The organism is Pseudomonas sp. TNT2022 ID1044 (genome assembly GCF_028656895.1).
Classification (GTDB): domain Bacteria; phylum Pseudomonadota; class Gammaproteobacteria; order Pseudomonadales; family Pseudomonadaceae; genus Aquipseudomonas; species Aquipseudomonas reinekei.
The window spans coordinates 185,007-200,928 of sequence record NZ_JAMDHB010000017.1 but is presented as its reverse complement, the minus strand read 5'-3'; the positions used below and the strand labels follow the sequence as shown (position 1 = coordinate 200,928).

General features: G+C 59.2%; 12 protein-coding genes. 5 read left to right on the top strand and 7 right to left on the bottom strand.

All coding sequences use genetic code 11. The features are described 5' to 3' along the window. The first annotated feature begins 830 nt into the window (after positions 1–830). A complete protein-coding gene (locus M5G20_RS20300; protein ID WP_273920524.1) occupies positions 831–2,132 on the top strand; it encodes an OprD family porin in 1,302 nt (433 codons plus the stop codon). A gap of 208 nt (positions 2,133–2,340) precedes the next feature. Here M5G20_RS20300 and M5G20_RS20295 read toward each other — a convergent pair whose 3' ends face one another. Together M5G20_RS20295 and M5G20_RS20290 are read right to left on the bottom strand one after the other, a co-directional pair. Beyond that, on the bottom strand, positions 2,341–3,183 hold the full coding sequence (locus M5G20_RS20295) for a mechanosensitive ion channel family protein (RefSeq protein ID WP_273920523.1): 843 nt from the start codon (positions 3,181–3,183) through the stop codon (positions 2,341–2,343). Between the two features lie 135 nt (positions 3,184–3,318). Further along, positions 3,319–3,804 carry a YajQ family cyclic di-GMP-binding protein gene (locus tag M5G20_RS20290; protein WP_075945454.1) on the bottom strand — a complete coding sequence of 162 codons (486 nt, stop codon included), beginning with the start codon at positions 3,802–3,804 and terminating at the stop codon, positions 3,319–3,321. Positions 3,805–3,946: 142 nt separating this feature from the next. Between M5G20_RS20290 and M5G20_RS20285 the strand changes: the two genes are divergently transcribed. From M5G20_RS20285 to M5G20_RS20275, 3 genes are read left to right on the top strand one after another with little or no spacing between them, the layout of a single operon-like run. Continuing rightward, a complete protein-coding gene (locus M5G20_RS20285; RefSeq protein WP_273920521.1) occupies positions 3,947–4,864 on the top strand; it encodes a putative 2-dehydropantoate 2-reductase in 918 nt (305 codons plus the stop codon). 45 nt (positions 4,865–4,909) lie between these two features. After that, the gene (locus M5G20_RS20280) at positions 4,910–6,946 is read left to right on the top strand and encodes a sensor histidine kinase (RefSeq protein WP_273920520.1); all 2,037 of its coding nucleotides are present in this window, start codon (positions 4,910–4,912) and stop codon (positions 6,944–6,946) included. Positions 6,947–6,948: 2 nt separating this feature from the next. After that, entirely contained in the window at positions 6,949–7,530 is a 582-nt protein-coding gene (locus M5G20_RS20275) for a cob(I)yrinic acid a,c-diamide adenosyltransferase (protein ID WP_273920519.1), read from the top strand. 133 nt (positions 7,531–7,663) lie between these two features. Here M5G20_RS20275 and M5G20_RS20270 read toward each other — a convergent pair whose 3' ends face one another. From M5G20_RS20270 to secA, 4 genes are all read right to left on the bottom strand, one after another. Beyond that, positions 7,664–8,608 carry a Nudix family hydrolase gene (locus M5G20_RS20270; protein ID WP_273920518.1) on the bottom strand — a complete coding sequence of 315 codons (945 nt, stop codon included), beginning with the start codon at positions 8,606–8,608 and terminating at the stop codon, positions 7,664–7,666. Further along, positions 8,605–9,237, bottom strand: coding sequence for a glutathione S-transferase family protein (locus M5G20_RS20265; protein WP_273920517.1), 633 nt, complete (start codon positions 9,235–9,237; stop codon positions 8,605–8,607). Before M5G20_RS20265 ends, M5G20_RS20270 begins: the two co-directional genes overlap by 4 nt. A 161-nt stretch (positions 9,238–9,398) precedes the next feature. Then, a complete protein-coding gene (argJ, locus tag M5G20_RS20260) occupies positions 9,399–10,616 on the bottom strand; it encodes a bifunctional glutamate N-acetyltransferase/amino-acid acetyltransferase ArgJ (RefSeq protein WP_273920516.1) in 1,218 nt (405 codons plus the stop codon). A gap of 120 nt (positions 10,617–10,736) precedes the next feature. After that, on the bottom strand, positions 10,737–13,472 hold the full coding sequence (gene secA / locus M5G20_RS20255; RefSeq protein ID WP_273920515.1) for a preprotein translocase subunit SecA: 2,736 nt from the start codon (positions 13,470–13,472) through the stop codon (positions 10,737–10,739). 307 nt (positions 13,473–13,779) lie between these two features. Between secA and M5G20_RS20250 the strand changes: the two genes are divergently transcribed. Continuing rightward, a complete protein-coding gene (locus M5G20_RS20250; protein ID WP_273920514.1) occupies positions 13,780–14,235 on the top strand; it encodes a DUF721 domain-containing protein in 456 nt (151 codons plus the stop codon). A 73-nt stretch (positions 14,236–14,308) separates the two neighbouring features. Here the strand turns inward: M5G20_RS20250 and M5G20_RS20245 are convergent, their stop codons facing one another. Continuing rightward, positions 14,309–15,796 (bottom strand): helicase HerA-like domain-containing protein, encoded by a 1,488-nt coding sequence (locus M5G20_RS20245; protein ID WP_273920513.1) that lies wholly within the window; start codon positions 15,794–15,796, stop codon positions 14,309–14,311. Positions 15,797–15,922: the final 126 nt, after the last annotated feature.

The window sequence follows — 15,922 nt, the reverse complement described above, 5'->3', positions numbered from 1 at the left end:
TGCGAACGTCGCCAGCTTCACGACGAACCATGATGCAAGTCCGTTGAGGTTCTAATAATGGCCGCCCCTACGCCCCGAGATGAAACACTTCCCGGCAAAACGCACCATTACCGAACCGGCAACCCCGAAAAATGCGCTGAAATGACCGAAAAGCCCCGGCGCGCTCATGCCCGGAGAGTCGCCAGGCTGTATGGATTCAGCACAGGGAATAAAATTTTTTGCACCAAAACCGCACAGCGAGTCTACGCTGAGTGCTTCGCATATCCGCCATTTACTCAATGACGGGGTGAACCGGTAACGTTTTTGGTTGTCACGCAGCGGTAACAGGTCGATCAACACCATGCGACGGACGGCGTCAAGCCCCTCCCTGAGCAGGACGAGACCCCCGGTTTTATGAGGCTTTTACGGCACCAGGTAGCCTTGCAGAAAAAAATATCGAGGGATTTCCGGTTTGTGCACGCTTGTTGCATTCACACCCACATCGTCTATAAGGCACCGCTGGAAGCGAGGCCCTTAAAGACTCAATAAAACAGTGGCAGGGTAGCCCGATGGAGATTCAAACGTTTCACCAGGGACTCTTTTTACCGATGCTCAACCCCAACAAAACAGCGCTTAAGTTGTGTCTCCGGTTGCATCGGGGTTGTAAATTTGCGACATCTAGCAAGCTGTTAGCGACAGGGTCGTAAAGAAGCTGAAAGGTTAGATGCGCAAGTATCGCCAACATTGTCGGCGTGATATAAGTTTGCGCCGACACAAAAAGAAAGAGCCGCCCAGATAATAAAACAGGTGGGACGGCAGTACTCTTCTAAAAACCAAAGGAGCAAATCACGATGCGCGTGATGAAGTGGAGCATGATCGCACTGGCTGTTGCAGCAGGCACCTCGCAGTTCGCAATGGCGTCCTCTCAGGACGAGTCCAAAGGCTTTGTTGAAGACAGCAGCTTTGGCCTGAAATTTCGTACGCTGTACATGAACCGTGATTTCAAAAACGGCGCCAGCAACAATCAATCCACGCCAAATAAAACCCGCATCAAGGGCTATCGCGAAGAAACCGGCCTGTCCGGTACTGCGATCTTCGAATCGGGTTACACCCAAGGCACTATCGGCGTCGGTGTAGATGCCATGGGCCTTGGCATGATTAAACTGGACAGCGGTCCAGGTCGTACTGGCAACGCCATGTTTGCCAAAAACGCTGAGGGCGAGCCTGAAGACTCCCAAGGCAAAGGCGGCGCAGCCATCAAGTTCCGCCTCTCCGACACCACGCTGAAATACGGCCGTCAATTCGTCGCCAGCCCGGTTTTCGCTACCGATGACAGCCGTCTGCTGCCAGAAGTCGCTGAAGGTACTTTGATCACCAGCAAGGAAATCAAGGGCCTGGAACTGACCGCCGGTCGTTTCACCGCGCTGAGCTCGCAAACTGGCATGGGCAAGGACAGCATCAACGGCAAGAGCACCCCAGGCCTGACCAGCGCCAACATCGCTGGCGCAACCTATCAGTTCACCGATAACTTCGTTGCCGGTATCGCTGCGTCCGACGTTGATGATTACTTCAAGAAGCAATACATCAACGCCAACTACACCCTCCCGATCGATGACAATCAGTCGCTGAACTTCGACCTCAACGCCTATCGCACCAAGGATCAAGGCCAGGCGCTGTATGGCGAACTGGACAACAAACTGTGGAGCCTTGCAGCTGCCTATAGCCTGGGTGCGCATAAATTTACCCTCGCCTACCAGCAGTCGTCCGGTGACACCAACTACCTGTATGGCGTAGACGGTAACAGCACCATCTTCGTATCCAACTCCATCCAGATCTCCGACTTCATCGGCGTAGATGAAAAATCCTGGCAAGGTCGCTACGACCTGAACATGAAAGAATACGGCGTTCCTGGCCTGAGCTTCATGGCTCGTTACGTATACGGCGACAACATCGAAACGTCTTCTGGTAGCGAAGGTAAGGAACACGAGTTCAACTTCGAAACCAAATACGTCTTGCAAGAAGGCCCAGCCAAAGATCTGTCGTTCCGTCTGCGTAGCGCAATCTACCGTGCGAACAGCGCCTACAACGCTGACTACTCTAACGACCTCAACGATGTGCGTCTGATTGTTGAATACCCGCTGAGCATCCTGTAATCAGGGCGTGACACGGTAATACTGTAAGACGAAACGCCCACCTCTTCAGGTGGGCGTTTTTTTTTGCGTGCCACAAAATCACACACCCCACATACAACTTCGACTCATAACATTAGTACTTTTTTAACTGACCCGATCAAAAGTCACAAAAAAGCCCAAGCGACTATTAATCCCTTGGGCCCAATGTAAGTAACTATTGAAAGCGCGCTTACTGCGCCGATGCTTCCTGAACCACGCGAACAACGCGCTGTGGAAACGGAATGTCGATCCCGGCAGTTTTCAATCGATCGCGGGACTGCTCGTTAAACATGAACATCACATCCCAATAATCCGCCGTTTTAACCCATACACGCAGGGAAACAGTGATCGAACTGTCGCCCAGGGTCGAAATCACCGCCTGAGGCTCCGGATCAGTCAGGACCCGTGGATCCTTGGCCAGCTCCAGCAACACTTCACGGGCCTTCTGCAGGTCCGCTTCGTAATCAACACCCACATCAAACACGACCTTGCGGGTTGGCTGACGGTTGGTGTTGGTGATGATGCCGTTCGACAGGTTACCGTTTGGCACGATGATGGTTTTGTTATCGCCAGTGCGCAGCACGGTGTGGAAAATCTGGATGCTGTCGACAGTACCCGCCACACCCTGGGCCTCGATCCAGTCACCGATGCGGAATGGACGGAACAACAGAATCAGCACACCGCCAGCGAAATTCGCCAGGCTGCCCTGCAAGGCCAGACCGATGGCCAGACCCGCCGCACCAATCGCCGCCACGAACGAAGTGGTTTCCACACCGATCATCGATGCCACGCTGACGACCAGCAGCACCTTCAGAATGATATTCGCCAGGCTGCTGATAAAGCCTAGCAGCGCCAGGTCGGCATTGCGCAATGCGATCAGGCCACCGAGCTTCTGGGTCACCTTGTTGATCAGCCACCAACCGATGGCCAGGGTGATCACTGCCAGCAGCACGCGGCTGCCGTATTCCATGATCATCGGGATCCAGGCTTGGGATGCCTTGACCAGATTATCGACTTCAGCATTCAAATCCATATACGTTCTCCTGATTTGCGGCTACCCGGCACGCGAAAAATAGCGGCAGAAAGACCGACCCGATCCGGATCAATCATTTCTGCCGTTGCTTGGGCCTCGGACGCCGAAAACGCCGAGAGGTTCCCGTGTCGGGGATCAGTCGCGGAAGTTGTTGAACTGCAGTGGCATGCCGAATTCCTTGGCTCGCAGCACGGCGATGGCTTCCTGAAGATCGTCACGTTTCTTGCCGGTGATGCGCACTTGCTCGCCCTGAATGGCGGCCTGCACCTTCAACTTGGCGTCTTTGACGTGAGCGACGATTTTCTTCGCCAGCTCTTTGTCGATGCCCTCCTTGAGGATGGCGTCCTGTTTCATCAGTTTGCCGGAAGCAAACGCATCCTTGACCTCAAGGCACTGCACGTCGATTTTGCGCTTGACCAGGGCCAGCTTGAGGATCTCAATCATCGCTTCGAGCTGGAAATCGGCTTCGGCGGTCAGGTTGACGGTCAGGTCCTTTTCCTTGAACTCGAAGCTGCCCTTGCCTTTCAGGTCATAGCGACGATCGAGTTCCTTGACGGCGTTCTCGACCGCGTTGGTGACTTCGTGTTTGTCCAGTTCGGATACCACGTCGAACGACGGCATGTAATCTCTCCAATAAATAGGGGGCGCTCGATCAAGAAGGAGCACACCTGGCTTGCGGTAAAAATCCGCGCTGATTATAACGGGTCTTTCCCATCATTCACTGCGAGCTGTCCATGCGCGCGTCAAACAGAGCAAAAAGCTGATGTCCACCACCTGGCATGTTCTTGGCGCCGGCAGCCTCGGCACGTTGTGGGCCACGCGCCTGGCACGGGCCGGGGTGCCGGTGCGGCTGATCCTGCGCGACAGCACGCGCCTGCAAGCCTATGAAGCGGCTGGCGGATTGACACTGGTCGAGCATGGCGCGGCACAGCACTACCCGGTGCCTGCCGAAACAGCCGACAGTAAAGAGCCGATCAATCGCCTGCTGGTGGCCTGCAAAGCCTATGATGCCGAAAACGCTGTGGCGCAACTGGCGCCGCGCCTGGCCCCCGGGGCCGAGCTGATCCTGTTGCAGAACGGCCTGGGCAGTCAGGACGCCGTGGCGGCGCAGGTGCCCCAGGCACGCTGCATTTATGCCTCCAGCACCGAAGGCGCTTTCCGCGACGGTGATTGGCGCGTGGTGTTCGCCGGGCATGGGTTCACATGGCTGGGGGATGCCAGTCACCCCGTCGCGCCGATCTGGCTTGAGGACTTGAGCAACGCCGGCATTCCCCATGAATGGAGTCCCGAGATCCTCACCCGCCTGTGGCGCAAACTGGCGCTCAATTGCGCAATCAATCCATTGACCGTGCTGCACGATTGCCGCAATGGTGGCTTGCAGGAGCACCACTGCGAAGTCGCCACCCTCTGCGGCGAACTCGGCGAACTGCTCGAGCGCTGTGGTCAGCCTTCGGCGGCCGAGAACCTGCAACAGGAAGTCGAACGGGTCATTCACGCCACCGCAGCCAATTATTCGTCGATGTACCAGGACGTCAGCAACCAGCGCCGCACCGAAATCAGCTACCTGCTGGGCCATGCCTGCAAAGTCGCCGCCCGGCATCAACTGAATCTGCCGCACCTCAATCAACTGCAACAGCGCCTGATCGCCCGCCTGCTCAGCCTTGGATTGCCCAGCGACTAAGCAGCGGCTACGCTGGCCACTTGTTCCTTTGCAGCGATAAACCTGATGCCATTGCGCCAGCGCCTCGAAAACCTGCCGGTCGGTCAGAAACTTCTGGCCGCCCTGTTGGTGCTGTTGACCACAGTTCTGCTGGTCGCCAACCTGACCTTTATCAGCGCCGCGTATTACATCTCCCAGGAAAGCATGGCGCCCCAAGCCTTGCAGACCATCGGCCGCCTGGTGTCCAACCCGAGCCTGATTTCCGAGGCATTGACGTCACCGCAAAGCGCACAGCGCCTGCTCGACGAACTCAACAGCTATTCACCGTTGCGTGCCGCTGCGCTGTATGACGGCCGGGGCGAACGCCTGGCACAGTTGCAGCATGGCGATCACCTGAAATTGCCGGAGCGTTACCGGCATATCGAATCCTGGCAGGCCACCGAGTTTCGCAGCAATCAAATCATCACCCTGCCCCGCCCCGGCGCGGCACCGGGCCATTTGCTGTTGGTGGCCAGCAGCGAACTGCCGATGGCGTTCTATACCGGGACCCTGACCGCCAGCCTCGGGATTCTGATCTTCAGTGTGCTGCTGTGGCTGGTCATCGCGCGGCAGATCAAACGCCTGATTACCCGGCCGATCCATCAGCTTGAAGAGCTGTCGCGCCAGGTGACCCGCGAAGAAAACTACGCCCTGCGAGCCTCCCGGGGCAACCACGATGAAATCGGCAGCCTCGCCGAAGCGTTCAATACCATGCTGTCGCGCATCGAAGCCCGGGAGCAACAGCTCAAGCGCGCACGGGACGATTCCCAGGCCGCCTATGACCAGGCGCAGGGCCTGGCCGAGGAAACCCGCCACACCAACCGCAAACTGGAGCTTGAAGTCCAGGTGCGCAGCAAGATCGAGAAAAAACTCACCGGGTTCCAGAACTACCTCAACAGCATCATCGACTCCATGCCGTCGGCGCTGATCGCCCTCGACGAACAGCTCTACGTGACCCAGTGGAATCAGGAAGCCAGCGCCCTGTCGGGCACGCGCCTGGATGAAGCCTTGAACCAGCCGATCTTCCTTGCCTTCGAGCCACTCAAGCCGTTTTTGCCGCAACTCAAGCAAACGGTCGAGCAACATACGGTAGCCAAGATCGAGCGTGTGACCTGGTTCAAGGATGACGAGCCCCGGCACTACGCCTTGACGTTCTATCCGCTGATGGGCGGTGCCGGGCGTGGCGTGGTGATCCGGATCGACGACATCACCCAGCGCCTGTCCCTCGAAGAAATGATGGTGCAGTCGGAAAAAATGCTTTCCGTAGGTGGCCTCGCCGCCGGCATGGCCCATGAGATCAACAACCCTCTCGGTGCGATCCTGCACAACGTGCAGAACATTCGCCGACGCCTGTCCCCCGAACTGCCGAAGAACCTCGAGCAGGCCGAACACATCGGCGTCGAGCTATCGACCGTCAATCAATACCTGCAAGCCCGGGAAGTGCCGCAGCTACTCGACGGCATCCAGCAGGCCGGCGCCCGGGCGGCGAAGATTGTCACTCACATGCTCAGCTTCAGCCGCCGCAGCACCCGGCAAATGGCGCCGTGCGATCTACCGGCGTTGATCGATCAGGCGGTGGAAATCGCCGGTAACGACTTCGACCTGGCCATCGGTTTCGACTTCAAGGGCCAGGCCATCATCCGCCAGTTCGATCCCGCGCTCGGCCCGGTGCCCGGTACCGCCAACGAACTGGAGCAAGTACTGCTCAACCTGCTGAAGAACGCCGCCCAGGCGATTCACCTGCGTGAGGATGACAGCGAGCCGGGGCGGATCATTTTGCGTACCCGGCTCAATCCGCCGTGGGCGGAGATTCAGGTCGAGGACAATGGCATCGGCATGAGCGAGAACGTGCGCAAGCGCACCTTCGAACCGTTTTTCACCACCAAGGAAATTGGCCAGGGCACGGGGCTCGGGCTGTCGGTGTCCTACTTCATCATCACCAATAACCATAAAGGGCAGATGGAAGTGCAATCGACCCTCGGCCAAGGCACCTGTTTCACCTTGCGCCTGCCATTGGCGGGCACCCCGCTCGTCTCTCAAGAATTCAATCAGCTTTCGAGGTAACCATGGGCTTTCGCTTGTCGAAGATTTACACCCGCACCGGCGACAAAGGCGAAACCGGCTTGGGCGATGGCCGCCGAGTACCGAAGGATCATCCACGGATCGAAGCCATTGGCGAGGTCGATTCGCTCAATAGCCAGGTTGGCGTGTTGTTGGCGGGGCTGACGGCTGAACGTGCCGAGTATCCGCGATTGCAGGAAGTGATCGAGGTGTTGGCGCCCTGCCAACATCGGTTGTTCGACCTTGGCGGTGAACTGGCGATGCCGACATATCAGGCGTTAAACGGGGCTGAAATCGAGCGACTGGAAGCGGCGATCGATGTGTGGAATGAGGAATTGGGGCCGCTGGAGAATTTCATTCTGCCGGGTGGCTCGGCGCTGATTGCCCAAGCCCACGTTTGCCGTAGCCTGGCGCGCAGTGCCGAGCGGCGTTGCCAGCAGTTGAATGCGATTGAGCCGTTGGCCGGGGTTGGCCTGGCGTATATCAATCGGTTGTCGGATTTGTTGTTTGTGATGGCAAGGTTGATTGCCAAGCGTCAGGGGGTTGCGGAGATTCTTTGGCAGGCGGCGGCGAAGCCTGAGGTTTAGTCGGCGCCTGTCAGGCCCTCTTCGCGGGCAAGCCCGCTCCCACAGTGATCGCGTCGAACACAAAATCTGTGTACACCGCTAAACCTGTGGGAGCGGGCTTGCCCGCGAAGCGGCCGGCAGCATCACTGGATAATCAGGCCTCAGGCCAAAAAGCCCGAATCCCCGCCACACCTTGGGCACCTGCCGCCCAAGCCTTCTGAACGTGCGCCGGGCCAACACCGCCCAGCAAAAACACCGGCTTGCTGAAGCTCTCAATCAAGGTCGAAGCCTGTTCCCAGCCCAGCGGTTCAGCCCCCGGATGTGTCAGCGTCGGCTGCACCGGCGACAAGGTCACGAAGTCCACGCCCATTTCTTCGGCCAGCGCCAACTCTTCGGCGCTATGGCAGGACGCGGCCAACCAGCGCGAAGCAGGCAATGGCCGACCGGCCGCCGCGTATTTGCGCAACTGCACCGAGGTGATGTGCCAACCGGCGGAAGGGAAATCCCCCAACCATTCGAACGGCCCCTTGATCATCAGCTGCGCTTTGCCGGCACACAGACCTGCCGCATCAACGGCCAGGTCGCGATACTTCGGGTCGTAACCGTTGGGTGCGCGCAGCTGGATCAACTTGATGCCGCCGGCAATGGCTTTCTGGATACCGCGCAGCAAGGTCGGGGTTTCCAGATCTTCCGGGGTGATCAGATACTGCTCGGGCAACCGAGCCGCCGCGACGATCGGCCGGTTGGCTTCAGGGAACTCGTAACCCGACAGTTCACGGGCGCTGACCCAGGCCAATGGCTGACCTTCAGCGCCATGTGGCTCGCCGGTAAACGCCGATACTTCCCAGACATCCAGCAATACCTGCTTGTCCGGGTAATCGTGGCGAACCTTGATCAAAGGGCGCGCGGCGCTGACGACGATGCCCAACTCCTCATTCAATTCGCGGGCCAGCGCAGTTTCCACCGACTCGTCGGCTTCGACCTTGCCACCGGGAAACTCCCACAAACCGCCCTGATGCTGGGTATCGGCACGGCGGGCAATCAGGATCTTGCCGCTGTTATCACGGATAACGGCAGCGGCTACATGGACTCGTTTCACCGCTCGATTTCCTCCAGTCCGGCCTTCTGCCAGGCCTTGAACGCTGGCCATTGGTAGAGGGTTTCAACATAGGCTTGGTCTACCGCAGACAGCTTCACCTGATAGGTGCGCAAGCGTACGGCGATGGGTGCAAAAAATACGTCGGCCAGACTGATGCGACCGAACAGATACGGCCCGGCTTCAGCAGCGGCGGCACGGCACTCGGCCCACAACGCCGACATGCGCTCGATCTCCGCCTGCACATCCGCCGGGACGGGCGACAGGGGTGCGTCATGGCTCAGGTCGAACGGCATGTTGCCGCGCATGGCGAAGAAGCCGCTGTGCATCTGCGCACAGGCCGAACGTGCCTGGGCGCGGGCGGCGGTGTCGGTAGGCCACAGGTTCGCGTCAGGGAACTGTTCGGCCAGGTATTCGGCAATGGCCAGGGAATCGGCGATGGTGCCGTGTGCGGTTTTCAGCAGCGGGACTTTGCCGGTCGGCGAATGCTTGAGCAGACGCTCGCGGGTGTCGGGCTGGTTCAGTTTGATCAGCGTTTCGGTGTAGCAAGCGCCGGCCAGATCGAGGGCCAGAGCACCACGCAGGGACCAGGAGGAATACAGTTTGTCACCGATGATCAGGTGCAGGCTCATGTTCGGGACCTTTGAATTTAGGGACAAGCCAGTCTAGCGGCTGACCGGCAAACCGCCATCGCGGGCAAGCCCGCTCCCACAGTGACCGCGTTGAACACAACATGTGTGTACGCCATTGAACCTGTGGGAGCGGGCTTGCCCGCGATGGGGTCGACACGGTCTTAAGTACGGTACTCGGCGTTGATTTTCACGTACTCGTGGGACAGGTCGGTGGTCCAGATGGTTTCGCTGCAATCGCCGCGACCGAGTTCGATACGGATGGTGATTTCTTCCTGCTGCATTACCGCCGCGCCCTGGGCTTCGGTGTAGGTCGCAGCGCGGGCGCCACGGCTGGCGATGCACACTTCACCGAGGAACACGTCGATCTTGCTCACGTCCAGGTTCGGCACGCCGGCACGGCCAACGGCTGCCAGGATGCGGCCCCAGTTCGGATCGGAAGCGAACAGCGCAGTCTTGATCAGCGGCGAGTGAGCCACGGTGTAACCGACGTCCAGGCATTCCTGATGATTAACGCCGCCGTTGACTTCAACGGTGACAAACTTGGTCGCGCCTTCGCCGTCACGCACGATGGCCTGGGCCACGTCCATGCACACTTCGAAAACCGCCTGCTTCAGTTTGGCGAACAGCTCGCCTTCGGCGCGGGTGATCTCCGGCAGTGCAGCCTGACCGGTAGCGATCAGCATGCAGCAGTCGTTGGTGGAGGTGTCACCGTCGATGGTGATGCGGTTGAACGACTTGTTGGCGCCGTCGAGCATCAGGTTTTGCAGTACATCACGGGACACTTTGGCGTCGGTGGCGATATAGCCGAGCATGGTCGCCATGTTCGGACGGATCATGCCCGCGCCTTTGCTGATGCCGGTCACGGTGATGGTCACACCGTCATGCTGGAACTGACGGCTGGCACCTTTTGGCAAGGTGTCGGTGGTCATGATGCCGGTGGCAGCCGCTTCCCAGTTGTTAATCGACAGGTCGTCGAGGGCTGCTTGCAGTGCGCCTTCGATTTTCTCGACCGGCAACGGCTCGCCGATCACGCCGGTGGAGTACGGCAGCACCTGGCTGGCATCCACGCCAGTCAGCTCGGCCAGTTTGGCGCAAGTGCGCTCGGCAGCCGCCAGGCCTGGCTCGCCGGTACCGGCGTTGGCGTTGCCAGTGTTGGTCAGCAGGTAACGCACCGGACCTTGCACGCGTTGCCTGGCGAGGATTACCGGGGCGGCGCAAAAAGCGTTCAGGGTGAACACGCCCGCCACCGTGGAGCCTTCGACACAGCGCATGACCACGACATCCTTGCGCCCCGGGCGCTTGATACCGGCCGAGGCGATACCGAGTTCAAAACCGGCAACCGGGTGCAACGTTGGCAAAGGACCAAGACCAACAGCCATGAATGCGCTCCTAACTAGATGATGTCTGCACCGCTCGGCAGGAACGGTGGTTTAAATGGCAAAACGCCGCGACGGCTTGAGCCGGTCGCGGCGCGGGTATTTCAGCGATTGAAACGGGTTTTACTGGATCTGCCCGTGGCAATGCTTGAATTTCTTGCCCGAACCGCAGTAGCACAGTTCGTTGCGGCCCAGCTTCTGCTCGTTGCGAACCGGTGCGGTGGCGAGGGCAACATCGACCTCTTCACCCAACACTTCCGGCTGCTCCAGACCAGGGGCTTCTTCGTGCAGGAACTGCATGCGCGCCGCCAGTGCTTCGGCTTCCTGACGCAGGCGAGCTTCTTCTTCGGCCGGATCTTCGCGACGAACCTGAACGTGCGACAGCACACGGATCGAGTCGCGCTTGATCGAATCCAGCAGCTCGGAGAACAGCGTGAACGACTCGCGCTTGTATTCCTGCTTCGGGTTCTTCTGGGCATAGCCACGCAAGTGGATGCCGTGACGCAGGTGGTCCATGGTCGACAGGTGGTCTTTCCACAGGTCGTCGAGTACGCGCAGAACGATTTGTTTCTCGAAGGTGCGCAGCGCTTCGGCGCCCGCCTGGTCTTCTTTCTCGTTGTAGGCGGCGATCAGTTCCTGCATCAGTTTTTCGCGCAGGGTTTCTTCGTACAGGTGATCGTCTTCGTCGAGCCACTGCTGAATCGGCAGTGCCACACCGAAATCGCTCTGCAACGCCGCTTCCAGACCCGCCACGTCCCACTGCTCAGGCAGCGATTGCGGTGGAATGTGGGCGCTGACGGTCGCGTCGAGCACGTCCTGACGGAAATCGGCGATGGTTTCACCGATGTTGTCGGCGGCCAGCAACGTGTTACGCATGTGATAGATCACTTTACGCTGTTCGTTGTTGACGTCGTCGAACTCGAGCAGTTGCTTGCGAATGTCGAAGTTGCGGCCTTCAACCTTGCGCTGAGCCTTTTCGATGGCGTTGGTCACCATGCGGTGCTCGATCGCTTCGCCAGGCTGCATGCCCAGGGCTTTCATGAAGTTCTTCACCCGGTCAGAGGCGAAGATGCGCATCAGGCTGTCTTCCAGCGACAGGTAGAAGCGGCTGGAACCGGCGTCGCCCTGACGACCGGCACGACCACGCAACTGGTTGTCGATACGGCGCGATTCGTGACGCTCGGACGCAATCACCTGCAAACCGCCCGACTCGAGCACTTGCTGGTGACGCTTCTGCCAGTCGGCCTTGATCTGGGCAATCTGCTCAGGTGTCGGGTTTTCCAGCGAGGCCACTTCCACTTCCCAGTTACCGCCCAACAGGATGTCGGTACCACGACCGGCCATGTTGGTGGCGATGGTCAGTGCGCCTGGGCGACCGGCCTGGGCGATGATCTCGGCTTCTTTTTCGTGGAACTTGGCGTTCAGGACCTTGTGTTCGATGCCTTCCTTCACGAGCAGGCTGGACATGTGCTCGGACGTTTCGATGGTCGCGGTACCCACCAGAACCGGGCGGCCGGCAGCCATGCTTTCCTTGATGTCGGCGACGATCGCGGCGTATTTCTCGTCGGCGGTCAGGAACACCAGGTCGTTGTAGTCCTTACGGGCCAGCGGCTTGTTCGGCGGAATGACCATGACCTGCAGGCCATAGATCTGATGAAACTCGAACGCTTCGGTGTCGGCCGTACCGGTCATGCCGGACAGCTTGTTATACAGACGGAAGTAGTTCTGGAACGTGGTCGATGCCAGGGTCTGGCTTTCGGCCTGGATGTTCAGGTTTTCCTTGGCTTCGATGGCCTGGTGCAGGCCTTCGGACAAACGACGGCCCGGCATGGTACGACCGGTGTGTTCGTCGACCAGCACGACCTGACCGTCCTGCACGATGTACTCGACGTTGCGATGGAACAGCTTGTGCGCACGCAGGCCGGCGTAAACGTGAGTCAACAGGGCCAGGTTGTGCGCCGAGTACAGGCTTTCGCCTTCAGCCAGCAGGCCGATGCTGGTCAGCGTTTCTTCAACGTACTGGTGACCGGCTTCGTTGAGTTCGACCTGACGGGTCTTCTCGTCGACGGTGTAGTGACCCGGCTTGGTGACTTCGCCTTCGACTTCTTCGACGTGCAATTCCAGCTGCGGGATCAGTTTGTTGATCTCGATGTACAGCTTGGAGCTGTCCTCGGCCTGACCGGAGATGATCAACGGAGTACGGGCTTCGTCGATGAGAATGGAGTCGACTTCGTCGATCACGGCAAAATTGAGTTCGCGCTGGAATTTTTCTTCCATGCTGAACGCCATGTTGTCGCGCAGGTAATCGAAACCGAATTCGTTGTTGGTGCCGTAGGTGATGTCGGCGGCATAGGCAGCGCGCTTCTCTTCCGGCGGCTGGAACGGCGTGACGACGCCGACCGTCAGGCCGAGGAATTCATACAGCGGACGCATCCAGTTGGCGTCACGGCGGGCCAGGTAGTCGTTCACCGTCACAACGTGCACGCCCTTGCCGGACAACGCGTTGAGGTAAACGCCCAGTGTTGCCACCAGAGTCTTGCCTTCACCGGTACGCATTTCGGCGATCTTGCCTTCATGCAAGGTCATGCCGCCGATCAGCTGGACGTCGAAGTGGCGCATGCCCATGACACGCTTGCCGGCTTCGCGGGCGACCGCAAAGGCTTCTGGCAGCAGCTTGTCGAGGGTTTCCCCTTTGGCGATGCGGGCCTTGAACTCGTCAGTCTTGGCACGCAATTGATCGTCCGAAAGGGCCACCATTTGCTCTTCGAAGGCATTGACGAATTGCACCGTCTTGAGCATGCGTTTGACTTCACGCTCGTTCTTGCTTCCAAAAAGTTTCTTTAACAAAGGCGCAAACATATCGGCAGGATCTTCCACACTAAAGGGATGGAGGGCGGCCCCGTGAGTCGCCCGTGCAGCCCTCATGGCCGCATGCGAACGAACATTCTACCCGGAAACGGTGGTGAGGAAAGTGGCGATATTCCACGATGCTGGCACTGCGCTTTGACGGGGCTCACTTAAAATAGGGGCGTTTTGCTCAACTTCAACCCATCCAGGGCAGAAGTTAGTTATTGATTTAATGGGTAAAGCATCCACAAAAGCAATGGGCGAGTGCATTCGGCGCTTTCTGCTACCATGGCGGCTCTGTTACTTCAGGTGTCTGATCATGGCATTTCGCCCTCTTACGGCCAGAGCACCCGCCGTTCTCCTTCGCGAAGCCAAGCCGCTCAAAGCCATTCTCGGCCACGCTCAACGCCTGGGTCATCTGCAACGCCTGCTGGAAAGCCAACTGCAACCGGCCGCTCGCGAGCATTGCCATGTCGCCTCGTGGCGCGAAGGCAGTTTGCTGCTGATCGTGATAGACGGCCATTGGGCCACTCGTCTGCGCTACCAGCAAAAACGCCTGCAGCGGCAGCTGCAGATGTTCGACGAATTCGCCAGTCTCACGCGAATCCTGTTCAAGGTGCAGCCGCCGACCGTTCAGCAAGGTGCGGCCGGACACACCATGGATTTGTCCAATGACGCGGCGGCGACCATTCAGGCGACGGCCGATGGCATCAGTGATCCGAACCTGCGGGCGGCGCTGGAGCGACTGGCGGCGCATGCCCGGCCCAAGGTTTGACAGCCAGATCAAAAGATCACAGCCTGCGGCAGCGCCCACAGGGGGAACTGCCGCAGGCTGCGATCTTTTGCATTCAGCGGCGTTTGTTGCCACCTAATAAAGAACCCATCAAGCCGCGCACCAACTGGCGACCTATCTGATTCGCCGCCTGCTGCATCGCGGACTTCAGCGCCTTCCCCGCCGCCGTGCCGAGGAATTCCCCAGCCTGCTCGGTGAAGCTCGGCTCTTGCGCAGCCGGTTTGCCCGGTGCCGCCTCGGGCTCTGGCGCCAGCCCTTTGCGGCCCATCAGCACTTCATAAGCCGACTCGCGATCAATCGGCTTGTCGTACCGCCCCTTGCACGGCGAACCGGCGATCAGCAGCGTACGCTCGGTCTCGCTCAATGGCCCGATTCGCGACTGTGGCGGTGCGACCAGCACGCGCTGGACCATTTCTGGCGTGCCCTTTTCCTGCAACGTGCCGACCAGCGCCTCACCGATACCCAACTCCGTCAGCACCGACAGCGCATCGAACGCCGGGTTGGGCCGGAAACCGTCAGCCACCGCCCGCAGGGATTTCTGCTCCTTGGCGGTGAACGCGCGCAAGCCGTGCTGCACACGCAAGCCAAGCTGTGCCAGGACATCGTCCGGCAGATCGCCCGGCGACTGGGTAACGAAATACACCCCCACGCCTTTCGAACGAATCAGCCGCACCACTTGTTCCAGGCGATCCTGCAACGCCTTGGGGGTGCCGGTGAACAACAAGTGCGCTTCGTCAAAAAACAACGCCAGCAGCGGTTTGTCCGAATCGCCGCGCTCCGGCAATTGCTCAAACAGTTCGGCCAGCAGCCACAACAGGAATGTCGCGTAGACCTTCGGCGCTTCATGCACCAGCCGACTGGCGTCCAGCAAATGAATGCGGCCACGCCCGTCGACCGTCGGCTGCAAAATGTCTTCGAGTTGCAGCGCTGGCTCACCGAACAGCGCCTCGGCGCCCTGCTGTTCGAGTGTCGCCAGGCGGCGCAGCAGGGCCTGGCTGGAACCGGTGGTCATCAGCGCCGCATCATCACCGAGCAGTTCCGGATGGTCCTTCAGGTGATTGAGCAGTGCCTTCAGGTCTTTCAGGTCCAGCAGCAACAAGCCTTCGCGGTCGGCGACCTTGAACGCGGCGTACAGCGCCGACTGCTGACTGTCCGTCAGCTCCAGCAGGCTGCCCAACAGCAACGGCCCCATTTCGCTCAAGGTTGTGCGCAATGGATGACCGGTTTGCCCATGAATGTCCCACAAGGTCACCGGATAAGCCTGAGGCTTGTGGTTCAGCCAGGGCATCCCGGCGATTCGCTCGGCGATCTTGCCCTGAGGATTGCCGGCGGCGCCCAGGCCACACAAATCACCTTTGATATCGGCGGCGAATACCGCTACGCCGGCATCGCTGAAAGCTTCGGCCATGCGTTGCAGGGTCACGGTCTTTCCGGTCCCGGTAGCCCCGGCGATCAAACCGTGACGGTTGGCCAGGCGCATGGCCTGGGCGATAGGTTGCCCCGAAAGATCGGCGCCGATAACAAGCTGCAATGAGTCAGGCATTTGGTCACCCATGGTTAAACTTTGATCGATCGCTGCCGATATCAGAGGCTGAACTGCGTTGATAATCCGCTAGGGCGAGGACGGAAATATCAACCTGATTCCACCGTCGCCCGTGACGTGTTCCAC

Excerpts from the sequence above, each read along its gene's own strand:
- M5G20_RS20300 (WP_273920524.1), top strand. The coding sequence starts at position 831 with ATGCGCGTGATGAAGTGGAGCATGATCGCACTGGCTGTTGCAGCAGGC.
- M5G20_RS20295 (WP_273920523.1), bottom strand. The coding sequence starts at position 3,183 with ATGGATTTGAATGCTGAAGTCGATAATCTGGTCAAGGCATCCCAAGCC.
- M5G20_RS20290 (WP_075945454.1), bottom strand. The coding sequence starts at position 3,804 with ATGCCGTCGTTCGACGTGGTATCCGAACTGGACAAACACGAAGTCACC.
- M5G20_RS20285 (WP_273920521.1), top strand. The coding sequence starts at position 3,947 with ATGTCCACCACCTGGCATGTTCTTGGCGCCGGCAGCCTCGGCACGTTG.
- M5G20_RS20280 (WP_273920520.1), top strand. The coding sequence starts at position 4,910 with ATGCCATTGCGCCAGCGCCTCGAAAACCTGCCGGTCGGTCAGAAACTT.
- M5G20_RS20275 (WP_273920519.1), top strand. The coding sequence starts at position 6,949 with ATGGGCTTTCGCTTGTCGAAGATTTACACCCGCACCGGCGACAAAGGC.
- M5G20_RS20265 (WP_273920517.1), bottom strand. The coding sequence starts at position 9,237 with ATGAGCCTGCACCTGATCATCGGTGACAAACTGTATTCCTCCTGGTCC.
- argJ (WP_273920516.1), bottom strand. The coding sequence starts at position 10,616 with ATGGCTGTTGGTCTTGGTCCTTTGCCAACGTTGCACCCGGTTGCCGGT.
- secA (WP_273920515.1), bottom strand. The coding sequence starts at position 13,472 with ATGTTTGCGCCTTTGTTAAAGAAACTTTTTGGAAGCAAGAACGAGCGT.
- M5G20_RS20250 (WP_273920514.1), top strand. The coding sequence starts at position 13,780 with ATGGCATTTCGCCCTCTTACGGCCAGAGCACCCGCCGTTCTCCTTCGC.
- M5G20_RS20245 (WP_273920513.1), bottom strand. The coding sequence starts at position 15,796 with ATGCCTGACTCATTGCAGCTTGTTATCGGCGCCGATCTTTCGGGGCAA.